Below are 17905 nucleotides of genomic sequence, written 5' to 3'. Positions count from 1 at the left end.
CGCTTCTGGTGCGGGTTTGTCATGGAACGTGCGAGGCAGGGGAGTGCGCAATAAAAAAGGCCGCTTGCGCGGCCTTTTAGCAGAGAGAAACTATCAGTGAGGGTGATCCACCGGATGGCCCTGTTCCAGCTCAGACTTGTTCTTACTGAAACGGCGGCGCACCACCACGAAGAACACCGGCACGAAGAAGATCGCCAGCGCGGTGGCCGTCACCATCCCGCCCATTACGCCGGTACCGACGGCGTTCTGTGCGCCGGAGCCGGCACCGCTACTGATCGCCAGCGGCAGTACGCCGAGGATGAACGCCAGCGACGTCATCAGAATCGGACGCAGACGCATACGTGAGGCTTCCAGCGTCGACTCGACCAGCCCTTTGCCTTCTTTCTCCATCAAATCCTTGGCGAATTCGACGATCAGGATGGCGTTCTTCGCCGAGAGACCAATGGTGGTCAACAGACCCACCACAAAGTACACGTCGTTACTCAGACCGCGCAGCGTGGTGAAGAGCAGGGCGCCAATCACACCCAGCGGCACCACCAGCATGACCGCGAACGGAATCGACCAGCTCTCATACAGCGCGGCCAGACACAGGAACACCACAATCAGCGAAATGGCGTACAGTGCAGGCGCCTGGTTGCCGGACAGGCGTTCCTGATAGGACATGCCGGTCCAGTCGTAGCCGATACCCGCAGGCAGCTTCGAGGCGAGGCTCTCCATCAGGTTCATGGCATCACCCGAGCTCTTGCCCGGTGCCGCCTGACCCAGGATCTCCATTGATGGCAGACCGTTATAACGTTCCAGACGTGGTGAACCATACTGCCACTTCGCCGAAGAGAAGGCAGAGAATGGCACCATGGTCCCGGCGCTGTTGCGCACGTACCATTTGCTGATGTCATCCGGCAGCATGCGCGAGTCGGCCTGACCCATCACGTACACTTTCTTCACGCGACCACGGTCGATGAAGTCATTGACGTAAGAACCGCCCCAGGCCGCACCCAGCGTGGTGTTGATGTCGGACAGCGACACACCAAGCGCCTGCGCTTTTTCCTGATCGATAATCAGTTTGTACTGCGGCGTATCTTCCAGCCCGTTTGGACGCACGCCCACCAGCGTATCCGGATGCTGGGCAATCATGCCAAACAGCTGGTTACGCGCGGCGGTCAGCTTCTCATGGCCGAGGTTACCCTGATCGATCAGCTGGAAGTCGAAACCGGTGGCGTTACCCAGTTCGATAATGGCCGGCAGGTTGAACGGGAACACCATGGCATCTTTAATCTGACCCAGCGCCTGCATTGCACGTCCGGCAATCGCCGGCACTTTCAGGCTGGCATCACCACGCTCATCCCATGGCTTCAGGCTGACGAAGGCGATACCGGTGTTCTGTCCACGACCGGCGAAGCCAAAGCCGTTAACGGTAAACACCGAATTCACGCTGTCTTTCTCTTTGGTCAGGAAGTAATCCGTAACCTGATCCAGCACTTTCTGCGTCCGTTCCTGAGTCGCACCGGCAGGCAGCTGCGCCTGCGCCAGTAACAGCCCCTGATCCTCTTCCGGCAGGAACGAGGTAGGCAGTTTCAGGAACAGGTAAGCCATGCCGACCACAATCAGCAGATAAATCAGCAGATAGCGACCGGTGCTGCGCACAATGTGACCGACGCTGTCGACGTAATGGTTGGTGCTCTTATCAAACAGGCGGTTAAACCAGCCGAAGAAACCGGTGGTTTTGCCGTGTTCGCCTTTTTTGATGGGCTTCAGCATGGTGGCACACAGCGCTGGCGTCAGAATCAACGCCACCAGCACCGACAGCGCCATCGCCGAAACGATGGTGATCGAGAACTGACGATAAATCACCCCGGTTGAGCCGCCGAAGAACGCCATCGGGATAAATACCGCTGACAGCACCAGCGCGATGCCAACCAGCGCGCCCTGAATCTGTTCCATCGAGCGTTTGGTGGCTTCTTTCGGCGGTAATCCCTCTTCCGCCATGACGCGCTCAACGTTTTCCACCACCACGATGGCATCATCCACCAGCAGGCCGATGGCGAGCACCATGCCGAACATCGTCAGGGTGTTTATCGAGTAGCCAAAGGCACTGATGATGGCAAAGGTGCCCAGCAGTACTACCGGCACGGCGATGGTAGGAATCAGCGTCGCGCGGAAGTTCTGCAGGAACAGATACATTACCAGGAACACCAGCACGATGGCTTCGAACAGCGTTTTCACCACTTCGAAAATGGAGATCTTAACGAATGGCGTGGTGTCGTACGGGTAAACGGTTTTCATGCCGGCCGGGAAGAACGGTTCCAGCTTGGCCAGTTCCGCTTTCACCGCGTCGGCGGTATCCAGCGCGTTGGCGCCGGTCGCCAGTTTGACACCGATACCGGAGGCTGGTTTGCCGTTATAGCGGGCAATGATCTCGTAGTTTTCACCGCCGAGTTCAATCTTCGCGACATCGCGCAGGCGCACCTGTGAGCCGTCCTGATTGACCTTTAGCATGATGTTGCCGAACTCTTCGGTCGAGGTCAGACGCGTCTGGGCAATGATCGAGGCGTTAAGCTGCTGACCTGGCACCGGTGGGGTACCGCCCAGCTGACCGGCAGCCACCTGGGTGTTCTGGGTTTGCAGCGCGCTGATCACATCCACCGGCGTCAGCTGGTAGTTGTTAAGCTTATGCGGATCGAGCCAGATACGCATCGCATACTGCGCACCAAACACCTGAGTATCACCGACGCCAGGCGTACGGCTGATCGGATCTTTGATGTTCGACGCTACGTAGTCTGAGATGTCGTTCTGCGTCATGCTGCCATCTTCGCTGACGAAACCGGCCACCATCAGGAAGCTGCTGGAGGATTTTTTCACCTGAATCCCCTGCTGCTGTACTTCCTGCGGCAGCAGTGGCATTGCCAGCTGCAGTTTGTTCTGCACCTGCACCTGAGCAATGTCGGCGTCAGTGCCAGACTGGAAGGTCAGCGTCAGCGTCAGCGTACCAGAAGAGTCACTGCTCGAGGACATATACATCAGCCCGTCGATGCCGTTCATATTCTGTTCGATAACCTGCGTTACCGAATCCTGTAGCGTTTTCGCATCTGCACCCGGATAAGATGCCTGGATTTCAACTGCCGGCGGCGCAACGTTGGGATATTGCTCGATCGGCAGTTTGATAATCGATAGCGCACCCGCCAGCATAATAATGATGGCAAGCACCCAGGCAAAAATGGGGCGATCGATAAAGAACTTAGCCATGTATCAACGGCTCCTGTTTATGACGATGATTTAGCAGACTGAGATTCCGGTGCGGCTTTGGCATCATCTTTGACTTCCTGCGGCGTCACCTGAGCACCCGGTTTAGCACGCTGAATACCGACGGTAATCACGCGATCGCCCTCTTTCAGGCCATCGGTCACCAGCCATTTGTCGCCAAACGCCTGGTTCGCGGTAATCTTACGCACTTCGACTTTATTATCCGCGCCCACTACCATCGCGGTGGCTTCACCGGTTGGCGTGCGGGTTACGCCGGTCTGCGGTACCAGCAGCGCCGTCGGGTTAGTGCCCTCATCCAGACGTGCACGCACGAACATGCCCGGCAGCAAACGATGATCCGGATTCGGGAAAATCGCGCGCAGGGTAATCGAGCCAGTGGTTTCATCCACGGTAACATCAGAGAATTCCAGTGTGCCCGGCTGGCTGTATGCGCTACCGTTCTGCATCAGCAGGGTAACGTTAGCTTTGCCGTCGTTCTGCTTCAGCTGACCCGACTCCAGCTCGCCGCGCAGGCGCAGAAAATCATCGCTGGATTGGGTCACATCGACGTACATCGGATCGAGTTGCTGCACGGTCGCCAGCGCGGTGGTCTGGCCGTTCGACACCAGCGCACCTTCCGTCACCGAGGATTTACCAATGCGGCCGCTGATTGGCGAGGTCACTTTGGTGTACGCCAGGTTAATGCGGGCGGTTTCCACATTGGCCTGCGCCGCCTGTACGGCTGCTGCGGTCTGCGCGGCGGTGGCCGCGGCGTTATCGTAGTCCTGCTGGCTGATATATTTGGTACCCAGCAGCGGCTTGTAACGATTCACCGTCAGCTGGGCAACGCGCGCGTTGGCCTGAGCCTGGGCTAAATCGCCTTTTGCGCTGTCGTACGCGGCCTGATAGGTGGCGGGATCGATCTGGTACAGCGAATCGCCGGCTTTAACATCACTGCCTTCAACAAAATTACGCTTGAGAATGATACCTGACACCTGCGGACGCACTTCAGCCACGCGGAACGCCGAAGTACGGCCTGGCAGTTCGGTGGTGATTTTCAGGGGCTCGTTTTTTAACGTGACAACACCCACTTCCGGGGGCTGCTGCTGGGCGGCTTGCTGGGATTTATTATCATCACATCCTGTTAACAAAAAGCTGCCTGTAAGCATCACGGCGGCCGCCAGAGGCGCTAATCCTCTGTTTTTATTCATAAATAAACCTCTAGTGTCCGATATCAAATGATCAATGGATCACAAACCGTTAAACCCATTGCTGCGTTAAAACACGGGTCGTGCTATGGTACATACATTCACAAATGTATGTAAACTTGCCAGTTTGTAAAAACAGTCCTCTATGGCACGAAAAACCAAAGCGCAAGCACTTGAAACGCGACATCAAATTCTGGATGCCGCTTTAGCTCACTTTTCTGAACACGGTGTGGCCGCCACCTCACTGGCGGATATCGCCGCGGCCGCTGGCGTCACGCGCGGCGCTATCTACTGGCATTTTAAAAATAAAGCCGATCTGTTACAGGAGATCTGGCTGCGCTGCGACGCCGGGCTCGACGATGTGGAACTTGAGTATCAGACAAAATACCCTGGCGATCCACTTTCTGTAATGCGTTCGATGCTGATCTATATCCTTGAAGCCACAGCAAAGGATCCACAAAGACGCGCATTAATGGAGATTATCTTCCATAAATGTGAGTTCGTTGGCGAAATGTCGACGTTAATGGCGATGCAGCAGGGGCTGCTGCAGGCGTGTTATGACCGCATCGAAGAGGTGCTGCGCAGCTGTATCGAGGCCGGGCAGCTCCCGGCCAGCCTCAACACCCGTCAGGCGGCGCTGCTGATGCGCGGCTACATCAGCGGCATGATGGAGAGCTGGTTGTTCAATCCGCAAAGTTTTGATCTGGTGAGTGAAGCGCCGCAGGTGGTCGAGGCATTTATAGATATGCTGCGCCTGAGCCCGACGCTCGCCGGCACGCGCTAAGCGGTGCGCTCGGCCGCCAGCTTCTGCTCATAATCGCGCTGGACAATCGCCAGCGCAGCCAGCACCGTGGCCGTGGGCACCTGGTTTTCCTCCAGCAGCTGAATTAAATCGACCGCCAGCTTGATGTCGTCCGGCGCGGTATCCAGCGTCATAGTGTCTCCTAAATACGTAGTTTAGCGGCGACCAGCAGCATCAGCAGAGCACCGGCCAGCGCCACGGCAAAGCCCGTCGGATGCAGCGTACCGAGGTCACCCGTGGTGAAATACGTGGCGATGTAGCCGCCAATCAGCGCGCCGATCACCGCCAGCACCAGCGTCGGCACCAGTCCGCCGGGACGGCCGGGAAACACCCTCCGCTTCAGCCAGCCGGCAGCCAGGCCAATAATAATCCAGATGATAAGGGTCATGCTTCTCCTCCCGTCAGCGCTGTTTCCAGTATAGAGGAAAGCGAACGGCTTACGGCTGCGCCGCGATCTCCAGTTTATGCAGCGCGGCGCGGCAGCGCGCCAGCCGCTCCTGCAGAATCTCCACCTCGCGCATCAGCTGCTGCTGCACGCTCAGCGTTTCAGCGCGCGCCAGGTGCTGTTCGCGCTGCTGCAGCATGGCCAGCAATCGCGTTTCGTAGCCGCGGTACTCATCACGCTTCGGCTGCAGCGGATCGCGCCGCGGCCGTTCACGCACTACGCGCAGTTGCTGGCTACTGCACTCGCGCTGCAGCGCGGCAATCTGGTCCAGCACCTTCTGCGCCAGCCACTGGCGGCGCGACGCATTACTGTTGGACGCCGCGAGCTGCGCCGCATTGTGCTGCAGCTCTTGCAGATAGTCAGCCAGCCGCGTGCCTTTACAGCGAAACAGCTGCGCGTCAAAGCGCGGCTGACGGCAGCTACCGTCCGGCTGCTGCGCAATCTGCTGGCGCAGCGTGTCAATCATTGCGTGCAGACGCTGTTGGGCGGGCAGTTGAGGCATCACTTCGATTCCGTCTGTGTTAACGTAGCGCTGTTGTGACATTTTTCAGGCATCTGGCATGCAGCGCATTTTACTGTTAAGCCTTGGCTGGCTGGCGATTGTGCTGGGCACGCTGGGCATTGTATTACCTTTACTACCGACCACGCCATTCGTGTTGCTGGCCGCCTGGTGTTTTGCCCGCTCGTCGCCACGCTTTCACCACTGGCTGCTGTGGCGCTCGCCGTTTGGCCGCTATCTGCGCCACTGGCAGCAGCATCGCGCCATGCCGCCCGGTGCCAAAAGCCGTGCCATGTTGCTGATTGTCATCACCTTTGCGGTTTCAATCTGGCTGGTGAAGCTGCTGTGGCTGCGCATCCTGCTCGGCGCGATGCTGGCGTTGCTGCTGCTCATGCTGTGGCGCATCCCGGTTGTAGCAGAAAGTGCGAACCCGCACGAACCGTAGCATCAGGGTTGCATTTAGCCGGCTGTTTGCTTAGATTTGGGCATCTTCGTGCGTGGCTTCCCTTTGAGAAACGACTTCGCTTAACCCGGTTTCCGGGTATTGGCGCTGTGGAAGCTGCGCGTTTTAGATATTTTTCCAGGCGTAACCTTTATGACCGCAACTGCGCAGCAGCTTGAACTGATTAAAAACAGCATCAAAAGCATTCCTGACTATCCGAAGCCGGGCATCCTGTTCCGTGACGTCACCAGTCTGATGGAAGATCCGCAGGCGTATGCCGCAGCGATCGCCATTCTGGTGGAGCGTTATCGTAATAAAAGCATCACCAAAGTGGTGGGCACCGAAGCGCGTGGCTTCCTGTTCGGGGCGCCGGTTGCGCTGGGTCTGGGCGTGGGATTTGTGCCGGTGCGCAAGCCGGGCAAACTGCCGCGTGAAACTTTCAGCGAAAGCTATGAACTGGAGTACGGTTCAGACGCGCTGGAACTGCACAAAGACGCCATCAAACCCGGCGATGTGGTGCTGGTGGTGGACGATCTGCTGGCTACCGGCGGCACCCTTGAAGCCACGGTGAAACTGATTCGTCGTGCGGGCGGTGAAGTTAAAGACGCCGCGTTCGTGATCAACCTATTTGATTTAAGCGGCGAAGCGCGCCTGAACGCGCTGGGTATCGACTGCTATAGCCTGGTCAATTTCCCCGGCCACTAAGGCCATCGCGCCGCCAGCCTTGATGCCCGGCGGCGCCTCTCTTCGCACTCCCTGACAGGCGTATTCCGCCCTGAAGCGCAGCGCGCAACGTATCACGGGTATAGGCATATCCGGCTGTGGCTGTTACACTCCTGTCAAAATAAACAGGGTTTGCGTCACCGCATTTTTCCCCTAAGTCCCACGGCAGAATCGGCGCAACTGAGCGTGCTGCTGTGCCAGGTTAAACAACTCCAGTGATTGAATCCACATGAGCTATCAGGTACTTGCGCGAAAATGGCGTCCCCAGGCTTTCGCCGACGTAGTCGGTCAGGAACATGTGCTGACGGCGCTGGCCAACGGGTTGTCACTGGGACGCATCCATCATGCCTATCTGTTTTCCGGCACGCGCGGCGTGGGGAAAACCTCGATTGCGCGTCTGCTGGCCAAAGGCCTCAACTGCGAAACCGGTATTACGGCCACGCCCTGTGGACAGTGCGATAACTGTCGCGAGATTGAACAGGGGCGCTTTGTCGATCTGATTGAAATCGATGCTGCCTCGCGCACCAAAGTGGAAGACACGCGCGACCTGCTGGATAACGTCCAGTATGCACCCGCACGCGGGCGCTTTAAGGTCTATCTGATCGATGAAGTGCACATGCTGTCGCGCCACAGCTTTAATGCGCTGCTGAAAACGCTGGAAGAGCCGCCGTCACACGTGAAATTCCTGCTGGCGACCACCGATCCGCAGAAGCTGCCGGTAACCATTCTGTCGCGCTGCCTGCAGTTCCACCTGAAAGCCCTCGATGTCGAACAGATTCAGCAGCAGCTGGCGCACGTGCTGCAGCAGGAGCAGATTGACGCCGAGCCGCGCGCGCTGCATCTGCTGGCGCGCGCCGCCGACGGCAGTATGCGCGATGCGCTCAGCCTCACCGATCAGGCGATTGCCATGGGGCAGGGCAGCGTCACGCGCGACAGCGTGGCGCAAATGCTGGGCACGCTGGATGATGAACAGCCGCTGGCGCTGATTGAAGCGCTGGTGGAAGGCAACGGCGAACAGGTGATGGCGCTGCTGAATCAGGCCGCATCGCGCGGCGTGGAGTGGGAGGCGCTGCTGGTGGAGATGCTGCGTCTGCTGCACCGTATCGCGATGGTCCAGCTGCTGCCCAGCTCGCTTGGCGAAGATGATGCCAGCCAGGCGCAGCGCCTGCGCGAACTGGCGCGCGTGCTGCCGCCTGCTGACGTTCAGCTCTATTATCAGACGCTGCTGATGGGGCGCAAAGATTTGCCGTTGGCGCCGGATCGCCGGCTCGGCGTGGAAATGACGCTGTTGCGTGCACTGGCGTTTCATCCGCAGGCCACCATCGCTGAACCGGTGGCGCGCCCGTCGCTGACGCCGCAGGCCGCGCCGGTCGTTGCCGCGCCAGCGCCTCAGACCAAAGCCGCACCCGCTGTGGCCGCGCAGCCGCAGATGGCACCGCCGATGGATGAGTCGCCGCCGCCGGCCGATGATTATCCCGATATGGCACCGGCCCCGGAGCACTTGCCCGACGCCACCAGTCAGCTGTTACAGGCGCGGACGCAGCTGCTGCGTCAGGGAGCCGGCAAAGCAAAAAAGAGTGAGCCGGCAGCGCGTTCCGCGCGGCCGGCAAACCCGGCGCTGGAACGTCTGGCAAGCGTCACCGAGCGCGTGCAACAGCGCGCGTCTGAACCGGCGGTAAAAGCGCCGGCGAAGCCGGAAGCGTATCGCTGGAAAGCCCAGCAGCAGGAGGAGATCAAGCCGGAGCCGGTGGCGACGCCAAAAGCCTTGCGTTCTGCGCTGGAGCATGAGAAAACGCCAGAGCTGGCGCTCAAACTGGCGGAAGAGGCGCTGCAGCGCGATGCCTGGGCGGCGGAAATCGCCACGCTGACGCTGCCGAAGCTGGTCCAGCAGGTTGCGCTGAACGCGTGGAAAGAGGTGAATGAGCAGGGCGTGACGCTGCATTTGCGCAGCAGCCAGCGTCATCTCAACTCTGCCCCGGCGCGCCAGGCGATTCAGGAGGCGCTGAGCCAGGCGGCCGGCCAGACGGTTGAACTGACCATCGTGGAAGACGATAATCCGGCGGTATTGACGCCGCTGGAGTGGCGTCAGGCCATTTATGAAGAGAAACTGGCGCAGGCGCGTCAGTCGATCGAAAGCGATACCCACATTCAGACGCTGCGTCGCTTCTTTGATGCGGACCTGGATGAAGAGAGTATCCGACCCGTATGATCACGCTGTCGCGCAGCGTTGCGCGCAGCCCCAGCAGAGAGAGAAAACTATGTTTGGTAAAGGCGGATTGGGCAACCTGATGAAACAGGCCCAGCAGATGCAGGATAAAATGGCCAAAGTTCAGGAAGAGATCGCCGCACTGGAAGTCACCGGCGAATCAGGGGCTGGCCTGGTCAAAGTGACCATCAACGGTGCGCACAACTGCCGCCGCGTGGAAGTCGATCCCAGCCTGCTGGAAGATGACAAAGAGATGCTGGAAGATCTGATCGCTGCGGCGTTCAACGATGCGGCGCGCCGTATTGATGAAACGCAGAAAGAGAAGATGGCATCCGTCTCTGCCGGTATGCAGCTGCCGCCTGGCTTCAAGATGCCGTTCTGATGCAAACCAGTCCACTGCTTGAAGCTTTGATGGAGTCGCTGCGCTGTTTGCCGGGCGTTGGCCCGAAATCGGCGCAGCGCATGGCGTTTCATCTGTTGCAGCGCGATCGCAGCGGTGGCATGCGTCTGGCGCAGGCGCTGACCCGCGCCATGGCAGAGATCGGCCACTGTTCCGACTGCCGCACCTTCACCGAGCAGGAGATCTGCACCATCTGCGCCAATCCCCGCCGTCAGCAAAACGGCCAGATTTGCGTGGTGGAGAGCCCGGCGGATATCCACGCCATTGAGCAGACCGGCCAGTTTGGCGGTCGTTACTTTGTGCTGATGGGCCATCTATCGCCACTGGACGGCATCGGCCCGCAGGATATTGGCCTGGATCGGCTGGAGCAGCGCCTTGAACGTGAGACGCTGCAGGAAGTGATCCTCGCCACCAACCCAACGGTGGAAGGCGAAGCCACGGCTAACTATATCGCCGAGCTGTGCGGCCAGTATGGCGTTGACGCCAGCCGCATCGCGCACGGGGTTCCGGTCGGCGGTGAACTGGAAATGGTCGACGGCACAACGCTGTCGCACTCGCTTGCCGGACGGCACAAGATTAAATTCTGACCACTTGCCGGTATCCTGCTGCGATACCGGCTTGAAATTCTTCCCACCATCCCCATTTCACTCTCAACAATTGATCAACCCCGATTCTGTTGAGGTAGCAATGACCATGAAAGGACAAGAGACGCGTGGCTTCCAGTCAGAGGTAAAACAACTTCTGCACCTGATGATCCATTCCCTCTATTCAAACAAAGAGATTTTCCTGCGTGAACTGATCTCCAACGCCTCCGATGCGGCTGACAAGCTGCGCTTCCGCGCACTGTCGACGCCGGATCTGTACGAAGGCGATGGCGACCTGCGCGTGCGTATCTCGGTCGACAAGGAAAAACGCACGCTGACGCTGAGCGATAACGGCATCGGTATGCGTCGTGATGAGGTGATTGAAAACCTCGGCACCATCGCGAAATCCGGTACCAAAGCGTTTCTGGAATCGATGGGTTCCGATCAGGCAAAAGACAGCCAGCTGATCGGCCAGTTCGGCGTCGGTTTCTACTCGGCGTTTATCGTGGCTGACAAAGTGACGGTACGCACCCGTGCTGCGGGCGCCAAAGCCGACGAAGGCGTGTTCTGGGAATCCGCCGGCGAAGGCGAGTATACGCTGGCGGAGATTGAGAAAGCCGATCGCGGCACCGAAATTACGCTGCACTTCCGTGAAGGCGAAGATGACTTCCTCGATGCGTGGCGCGTGCGCAACGTGATCAGCAAATATTCCGATCACATCGCGCTGCCGGTGGAGATCGAGACCAAAGACGAAGAGAACGATACCGTCACCTGGGAGAAGATCAACAAAGCCCAGGCGCTGTGGACGCGCAACAAAGGCGAAATCAGCGACGAAGAGTACAACGAGTTCTACAAACACATCGCTCATGATTTCAGCGATCCGGCCATCTGGAGCCACAACCGCGTCGAAGGTAAGCAGGAGTACACCAGTCTGCTGTACATCCCGTCGCGTGCGCCGTTCGACATGTGGAACCGCGACAGCAAGCACGGTCTGAAGCTGTACGTGCAGCGCGTCTTCATCATGGATGACGCGGAACAGTTCATGCCGAACTACCTGCGCTTTGTGCGTGGCCTGATAGATTCCAGCGATCTGCCGCTCAACGTCTCCCGTGAGATCCTGCAGGACAGCCGCGTCACGCAGAGCCTGCGCGCCGCGCTGACCAAACGCAGCCTGCAGATGCTGGAAAAACTGGCTAAAGACGACGCAGAGAAATATCAGCTGTTCTGGAAAGAGTTCGGTCTGGTGCTGAAAGAGGGCCCGGCGGAAGATCATGCCAACCAGGAGGCGATTGCTAAACTGCTGCGTTTCGCCACCACCCAGAGCGAAGGCGCGGCGCAGACCGTTTCACTGGAAGATTACGTTAGCCGCATGGTTGAAGGGCAGGAGAAGATTTACTACATCACTGCCGACAGCTATGCCGCCGCGAAAAGCAGCCCGCATCTGGAGCTGTTCCGTAAGAAAGGCATCGAGGTCCTGCTGCTGTCCGATCGTATCGACGAGTGGATGATGAGCTACCTGACGGAATTCGATGGCAAAGCGTTCCAGTCGGTGAGCAAAGCGGATGAGTCGCTGAGCAAGCTGGCGGATGAAGAGACGGAAGCACAGAAGGAAGCGGAAAAAGCGCTGGAGCCGTTCGTCGATCGCGTGAAAACCCTGCTGGGCGAGCGCGTCAAAGAGGTGCGCCTGACCCATCGCCTCACTGACACGCCAGCGATTGTCACCACTGACGCCAACGAAATGACCACGCAGATGGCGAAGCTGTTCGCCGCGGCCGGTCAGGATGTGCCGGAAGTGAAGTACATCTTTGAGATCAACCCGGAGCATACACTGGTGAAACGCGTGGCTGATACGCAGGATGAAGCGCGCTTTGCGGAATGGGTTGAACTGCTGCTGGATCAGGCGCTGCTGGCTGAGCGCGGCACGCTGGACGATCCTAACCAGTTTATCCGCCGCATGAATCAGTTGCTGACGGCGTAACGCGGTGCGGTAATCGGAACGGTCGGCATGAATGCCGACCCTACAGGTTACCTGTCACCGATTTGACAACTGTCCACTCTCTGTAGGGTCGTCATTAATGACGACCTTAAAAAATCACATATTCGTAGGGTCGTCATTAATGACGACCTTTTTTTATTTATGCCGCCCTTGCTTACTTCAGCGCTTCATCCCGCAGCCAATCCCGGAACAACGTAATCTCCGCATCGTGCTGGCGTGACCGCTTGGTCATCATCCAGGTGGCACGGTCGGCGCGCACAAACCCCAGCGGCGCAATCAGCGTGCCGTCGTTCAGCTCCTGACGCACCAGCAGACGCGGCGCCACAATCACGCCCAGCCCGTTTCTCGCGGCCTGAATCGCCAGCGTCAGATTATCGAAATGTTTGCCCAGCCAAAAATTACCGCGCACGCCGCTGATTTTCGCCCATTCGGCCCAGGCCTGCAGGCGGGTATCGGCGTGCAAAAGCGGCAGCGACGCCAGATCCTGCTCGCTGTGAAAACGCGCCGCGTACTGTGGGGCGCACAGCGGGCCAACGTAATCATCGCTGATGAGCGAGGCATCAATGTCGTCGTCCGGCGCCTGTTCATAACTGAGGATCAGCACATCGGTGTGTTCGCTGCGCAGCTGAGCAATATCGCCCTGCGGCTGAAATTGCACTTCAATATCGGGATAGCGCTGGTAAAAGCTGCTGATGCGCGGAATCAGCCACTGGGATAAAAAACTCGGGGTACAGGCGACGCTCAGATGATTGCGCATCCCGGTGCGAATACTTACGCAGGTGGTAGAGAGTTCGCTAAAGGCTTTCTGGCAGCTCACCAGCAGGCGTTCGCCGTGAGAGGTTAAGCGCACGCGCCCGTTGGTGCGGATGAACAGGGGTTTGCCCATCCAGCTCTCCAGCTGGCGAATCTGATGGCTGATGGCGCTGTGGGTGACATGGAGACATTCGGCCGCGACGCTAAAGCTGCAATGCAGCGCCGCCTGATGAAAATAGTGCAGTGCACGTAACGACGGAAGCGCGGTCATACTCATCCCCTGTGTAAAAACCTAACAGGGATTGTCAGTTTATATCATTTTAATGTCCAGCCGCATTAACCTAACCTTTCCTGCTTAATCTGGCGGGTTGACGGACCGGCTTCGCTGTGTAAAGCAGCGGCGATGTCCGCTGCCAGCGCCAGCTTCACACAGCAGAATAACCAAGAGAAATGTCACGTGATGACTTCACAACAGGCTACTGCCAGGGCGGCGGCGCGCGATCGGCTGCGCGGCTTGCTGTCCCGTCACTATCGGCTGGAAAATTACGATCTGTTTTTTGCCCCCTCACTGCACATCGCGCGCGTGCTGCTCTCGCAACTGTTTCTGCGCCAGGAGCAGGCGCGCAATCAGACGCGCTACGCCGCGCAATATCCGGTCAGTGAACTTAGCGTGCTGCCGGCCCTGCCGATGATGGCGGGCAATATCGCGCTGGTCGATCACGTCGATATGCAGCAGGGCCGGGTGCGCAATCTGAGTGCCTGCCAGAGCCAGGGCGTGACGCACGCGTCCGGCTCCTTCGCCAGCGTGTTGCATAAACGACTCATCAGCGAGGCACGACTGTTTGTCACCCAACTGAATCAGCATGCGATGCTGAGCGACGATCTGGTGCTGATTGCGCTGCGTACTCATGATTTTAGTACGCTGGTGCGCAGCGAACTGCGGTTGTTCGAACAGGGACTGGCGCTGGGTGACGCGCCGGAACGCGCGCTGGAGTGCATGGCGCAGGACGACTGGCAGCCCTTCAACGTTGCCAGTGTCGACAGCCTGACGCTGGATACGCCGTTCACGCTGCAGTCGATTCACCAGCCCGGCCTGCCGTTTGCGCTGCTGCCCTTGCCGCCCGGCAGTGCGCTGCCAGCGTTGCCCGCGGATATGCAGCTGCTGCCCGCGCCGCATCGCCTGTTTTTGCCGGTCAGCGTACGCGGCAACGGCAATAAGCCACAGAATGTCACCGCTGCGCTAAAAAAACGGCTGCGCGAGGTGCTCAGAGACAGCCGAAATTCTTAAAAACGTGCGTGCTACTGGCGCACAGCGCTAAAGCAGGTCAAAGTAGGCCTTTCAGCGCCCGGGGGCCCGTTGCCTTGTGGTGTGCGGGTCATAATGGTATGTTCTTGGCCTTCTCAGATTGATCAATGCGATTCGCAAGGGGAATTACGCAATGCGTATTATTCTGCTCGGGGCACCGGGCGCAGGTAAGGGCACTCAGGCTCAATTCATCATGGAGAAATACGGTATTCCGCAGATCTCCACGGGCGACATGTTGCGTGCGGCTGTCAAAGCCGGCACCGAATTGGGCCAGCAGGCGAAAGCCATCATGGATGCCGGTAAACTGGTAACGGACGAGCTGGTGATTGCGCTGGTTAAAGAGCGTATCGCGCAGGAAGACTGCAAAAACGGCTTCCTGCTCGATGGTTTCCCACGCACCATTCCGCAGGCTGACGCCATGAAAGAAGCGGGCATCAAGGTGGATTACGTGCTCGAGTTCGCCGTACCGGACGAACTGATTGTCGATCGCATTGTCGGCCGCCGCGTGCATGCGCCGTCAGGCCGCGTTTACCACATCAAATACAATCCGCCAAAAGTGGAAGGTAAAGACGACGTGACCGGCGAAGAGCTGACCACGCGTAAAGATGACCAGGAAGAGACTGTGCGTAAGCGTCTGGTGGAATACCATCAGCTGACCGCGCCGCTGATTGCTTACTACAGCAAAGAAGCCGAAGCCGGTAACACCGAATACCACAAAATCGACGGCACCCGCCAGGTGACCGAAGTGAGTGCACAGCTGGCCGATATCCTCGGCTAAGTGGTGACCAGGGCCGGTTGTCCGGCCCTTTTGCAGCAATTGCTTTCCCCCTCCGCTTTTTCCGCTACAATTTCCCCCGATTCAGAACCATTGTCTGCGACATCAAGGAAATACAATGAGGCAAGATAAGCCTGGGGTTTTACTGGTTAACTTAGGTACACCAGACGCACCGACCACCGCGGCGGTGAAACGCTATCTGAAACAGTTCCTCGGCGATCCGCGCGTGGTGGATACGCCGCGCTGGCTGTGGTGGCCGATTCTCAATTTCATCATTCTGCCGTTCCGCTCGCCGCGCGTCTCGAAGCTGTACGCATCGGTGTGGATGGACGAAGGTTCCCCGCTGATGGTGTTCAGCAAGCGGCAGCGTGCCGCGCTGGCGCAGCGGCTGGATATGCCGGTAGAGCTGGGCATGAGTTACGGCCAGCCGAGCCTCAACGGTGCGGTGGAGCGTCTGCTGGCGCAGGGCGTCACCAAATTCATCGTGCTGCCGCTCTATCCGCAGTTCTCCTGCTCCACCGTGGCGGCAGTGTGGGATGGCCTGGCGGCCAGCTTTAAACCGCTGCGTTCCCTGCCGGAAGTGGCGTTTATCCGCGATTACGCCGAACATCCGGCCTATATCGCCGCGCTGAAGGCCTCGGTAGAGCGCTCGTTTGCCCAACACGGCGAGCCGGATCTGCTGGTGCTCTCTTACCACGGCATTCCGCAGCGCTTCGCCAATGAAGGCGACGATTATCCGCTGCGCTGTAAAGACACCACCGATGCCCTGGCCGCCGCGCTCGGCATTGCGCCGCATAAAATCATGATGACCTTCCAGTCGCGCTTTGGCCGCGAGCCGTGGCTGATGCCGTACACGGATGAGACCATGAAAAGCCTGCCGGCCAAAGGGATCAAACATGTGCAGGTGATGAGTCCGGGCTTTGCGGCGGACTGCCTCGAGACGCTGGAGGAGATCAGCGGCGAAAACTGCGAAATCTTCCTGCACGCTGGCGGCGAGAAATTTGAATACATTCCGGCGCTTAATGCGGATGATGAGCACATCGAGATGATGGTGCAGCTGGTACAAGCGCGCCGCTAAGGGTGCGGCAGAGAATGTGATATCATTCTCTGCCTGATTTTCCCTGACGGCAGCTTTCATGAAATTTCCCGGCAAACGCAAATCCAAACACTATTTCCCCGTCAACGCGCGCGATCCGCTGCTGCAGGCTTCCCAGCAGGAGCAGGAAGAGGGCAGCTGGGTGGTGGGTATCGACCAGACGCTGGTGGATATCGAAGCCAAAGTCGATGACGACTTCCTGCAGCGCTATGGTCTGAGCGCGGGTCATTCGCTGGTGATCGACGATGCGACCGCCGAAGCGCTGTACAACGAGCTGATGCGCGAGCAGCTGATTAGCCACCAGTTTGCCGGCGGCACCATCGGTAATACGCTGCACAACTACTCGGTGCTGGCTGATGACCGTTCGGTGCTGCTCGGCGTGATGTGTAACAACATCCAGATTGGCGGTTACGCCTATCGCTACCTGTGCAATACCTCCAGCCGCATGGACCTTAACTTCCTGCAGGGCGTCGATGGCGCCATTGGCCGCTGCTTTACCCTGATCGGCGAGCAGGGCGAGCGCACCTTTGCTATCAGCCCTGGCCTGATGAACCAGCTGCAGGCCGCCAGTATTCCGGAAGAGGTGATTGCCGGTGCGTCGGCGCTGGTGCTGACATCCTACCTGGTGCGCTGTCAGCCGGGCGAACCGATGCCGGACGCGACGCTGCGGGCCATTGAGTTCGCCAAAAAGCACAATGTACCGGTGGTGCTGACGCTGGGTACCAAATATGTGATTCAGGATAACCCGCAGTTCTGGCGCGATTTCCTGCGCGAACACGTCTCGATTGTGGCGATGAATGAAGAGGAAGCGTTCGCGCTGACCGGCGAAGCAGATCCGCTGCTGGCCTCCAACATGGCGCTGGACTGGGTCGATCTGGTGCTGTGCACCGCCGGACCGACCGGGCTGTATATGGCCGGGTTCACCGAAGAGGCGTTTAAGCGCAAAACCAATCATCCGCTGTTGCCGGGGGCGATTGCCGAGTTCAACCAGTATGAGTTCAGCCGCGCCATGCGCCATCAGGATTGCCAGCAGCCGCTGCGGATCTTCTCGCACATTGCGCCTTACATGGGCGGTCCGGAGAAGATCATGAACACCAACGGTGCCGGTGATGGCGCGCTGGCGGCGCTGCTGCACGATATTACCGCCAACAATTTCCACCGTCAGAAAGTGCCAAACTCCAGCAAACACGCTCGCGAATACCTGACCTACTCGTCGCTGGCGCAGGTGTGTAAATATGCCAACCGCGTCAGTTATCAGGTGCTGAACCAGCACTCACCGCGTCTGACGCGCGGGCTGCCGGAGCGGGAAGACAGTTTAGAAGAGTCTTACTGGGACAGGTAATAACGGCGGGTTGACCAGCTATCCGTCATGGATATCTGCGCTTTGCGAAACGGTGCGCATGAATGCGCACCCTACATGGGTCTCCATG

At 58.6% G+C, this 17905-nt stretch carries 17 protein-coding genes and 1 other annotated feature; of the genes, 11 read left to right on the top strand and 6 right to left on the bottom strand.

The genetic code is table 11. From position 1 onward, the window contains the following. Positions 1-93: 93 nt before the first annotated feature. Both C1Y43_RS17485 and C1Y43_RS17480 read right to left on the bottom strand, forming a co-directional pair. Positions 94-3243 carry a multidrug efflux RND transporter permease subunit AcrB gene (locus C1Y43_RS17485; RefSeq protein ID WP_021507209.1) on the bottom strand — a complete coding sequence of 1050 codons (3150 nt, stop codon included), beginning with the start codon at positions 3241-3243 and terminating at the stop codon, positions 94-96. Between the two features lie 17 nt (positions 3244-3260). After that, a complete protein-coding gene (locus tag C1Y43_RS17480) occupies positions 3261-4451 on the bottom strand; it encodes an efflux RND transporter periplasmic adaptor subunit (protein ID WP_058757947.1) in 1191 nt (396 codons plus the stop codon). Positions 4452-4593: 142 nt separating this feature from the next. Between C1Y43_RS17480 and acrR the strand changes: the two genes are divergently transcribed. Then, complete coding sequence (acrR, locus tag C1Y43_RS17475; RefSeq protein WP_031279658.1) at positions 4594-5232, top strand: multidrug efflux transporter transcriptional repressor AcrR; 639 nt, start codon at positions 4594-4596, stop codon at positions 5230-5232. Here acrR and rsmS read toward each other — a convergent pair. Genes rsmS through priC form a run of 3 tightly spaced genes read right to left on the bottom strand, consistent with a single transcriptional unit; the run spans position 5229 to position 6197 of the window. Beyond that, positions 5229-5384: a pleiotropic regulatory protein RsmS gene (gene rsmS, locus C1Y43_RS17470; RefSeq protein ID WP_021507212.1), complete on the bottom strand. Its 156-nt coding sequence runs from the start codon at positions 5382-5384 to the stop codon at positions 5229-5231. The genes acrR and rsmS overlap by 4 nt on opposite strands. Positions 5385-5392: 8 nt before the next feature. Beyond that, complete coding sequence (locus C1Y43_RS17465; protein WP_010616865.1) at positions 5393-5638, bottom strand: GlsB/YeaQ/YmgE family stress response membrane protein; 246 nt, start codon at positions 5636-5638, stop codon at positions 5393-5395. 49 nt (positions 5639-5687) lie between these two features. Beyond that, positions 5688-6197, bottom strand: coding sequence for a primosomal replication protein PriC (gene priC / locus C1Y43_RS17460; protein ID WP_104189094.1), 510 nt, complete (start codon positions 6195-6197; stop codon positions 5688-5690). 58 nt (positions 6198-6255) lie between these two features. Here priC and C1Y43_RS17455 point away from each other — a divergent pair, with 58 nt between their 5' ends. From C1Y43_RS17455 to htpG, 6 genes are all read left to right on the top strand, one after another. Next, a complete protein-coding gene (locus C1Y43_RS17455) occupies positions 6256-6639 on the top strand; it encodes a DUF454 family protein (RefSeq protein ID WP_104092661.1) in 384 nt (127 codons plus the stop codon). A 150-nt stretch (positions 6640-6789) separates the two neighbouring features. Further along, positions 6790-7341, top strand: a complete 552-nt coding sequence (apt, locus tag C1Y43_RS17450) for an adenine phosphoribosyltransferase (protein ID WP_104189093.1) — start codon at positions 6790-6792, stop codon at positions 7339-7341. Between the two features lie 247 nt (positions 7342-7588). Next, complete coding sequence (gene dnaX / locus C1Y43_RS17445; RefSeq protein WP_104189091.1) at positions 7589-9568, top strand: DNA polymerase III subunit gamma/tau; 1980 nt, start codon at positions 7589-7591, stop codon at positions 9566-9568. After that, positions 8910-8971, top strand: a sequence feature (DnaX frameshifting element). It overlaps the preceding gene by 62 nt. A 49-nt stretch (positions 9569-9617) precedes the next feature. Then, the gene (locus tag C1Y43_RS17440) at positions 9618-9947 is read left to right on the top strand and encodes a YbaB/EbfC family nucleoid-associated protein (protein WP_010616869.1); all 330 of its coding nucleotides are present in this window, start codon (positions 9618-9620) and stop codon (positions 9945-9947) included. Further along, positions 9947-10552: a recombination mediator RecR gene (gene recR, locus C1Y43_RS17435; protein ID WP_031279660.1), complete on the top strand. Its 606-nt coding sequence runs from the start codon at positions 9947-9949 to the stop codon at positions 10550-10552. Before C1Y43_RS17440 ends, recR begins: the two co-directional genes overlap by 1 nt. Before the next feature lie 100 nt (positions 10553-10652). Then, on the top strand, positions 10653-12527 hold the full coding sequence (gene htpG, locus C1Y43_RS17430; protein ID WP_104189089.1) for a molecular chaperone HtpG: 1875 nt from the start codon (positions 10653-10655) through the stop codon (positions 12525-12527). A 172-nt stretch (positions 12528-12699) separates the two neighbouring features. Here the strand turns inward: htpG and C1Y43_RS17425 are convergent, their stop codons facing one another. Beyond that, the gene (locus C1Y43_RS17425) at positions 12700-13569 is read right to left on the bottom strand and encodes a LysR substrate-binding domain-containing protein (RefSeq protein ID WP_021507220.1); all 870 of its coding nucleotides are present in this window, start codon (positions 13567-13569) and stop codon (positions 12700-12702) included. Between the two features lie 189 nt (positions 13570-13758). On the opposite strand from C1Y43_RS17425, the gene C1Y43_RS17420 reads away from it, so the two are divergent. From C1Y43_RS17420 to C1Y43_RS17405, 4 genes are all read left to right on the top strand, one after another. Beyond that, positions 13759-14586, top strand: a complete 828-nt coding sequence (locus C1Y43_RS17420; protein WP_031279661.1) for a DUF6024 family protein — start codon at positions 13759-13761, stop codon at positions 14584-14586. 151 nt (positions 14587-14737) lie between these two features. After that, positions 14738-15382, top strand: a complete 645-nt coding sequence (adk, locus tag C1Y43_RS17415) for an adenylate kinase (RefSeq protein WP_021507222.1) — start codon at positions 14738-14740, stop codon at positions 15380-15382. Between the two features lie 115 nt (positions 15383-15497). Then, positions 15498-16457, top strand: coding sequence for a ferrochelatase (gene hemH / locus C1Y43_RS17410; protein WP_021507223.1), 960 nt, complete (start codon positions 15498-15500; stop codon positions 16455-16457). Positions 16458-16515: 58 nt separating this feature from the next. Continuing rightward, on the top strand, positions 16516-17817 hold the full coding sequence (locus tag C1Y43_RS17405) for an inosine/guanosine kinase (RefSeq protein ID WP_104189087.1): 1302 nt from the start codon (positions 16516-16518) through the stop codon (positions 17815-17817). Positions 17818-17905: the final 88 nt, after the last annotated feature.

This window comes from Pantoea sp. ICBG 828 (assembly GCF_002928355.1).
In the GTDB taxonomy this organism is placed as follows: Bacteria; Pseudomonadota; Gammaproteobacteria; order Enterobacterales; family Enterobacteriaceae; genus Pantoea; species Pantoea dispersa.
This window is presented reverse-complemented; position numbering and strand designations above follow the sequence as displayed.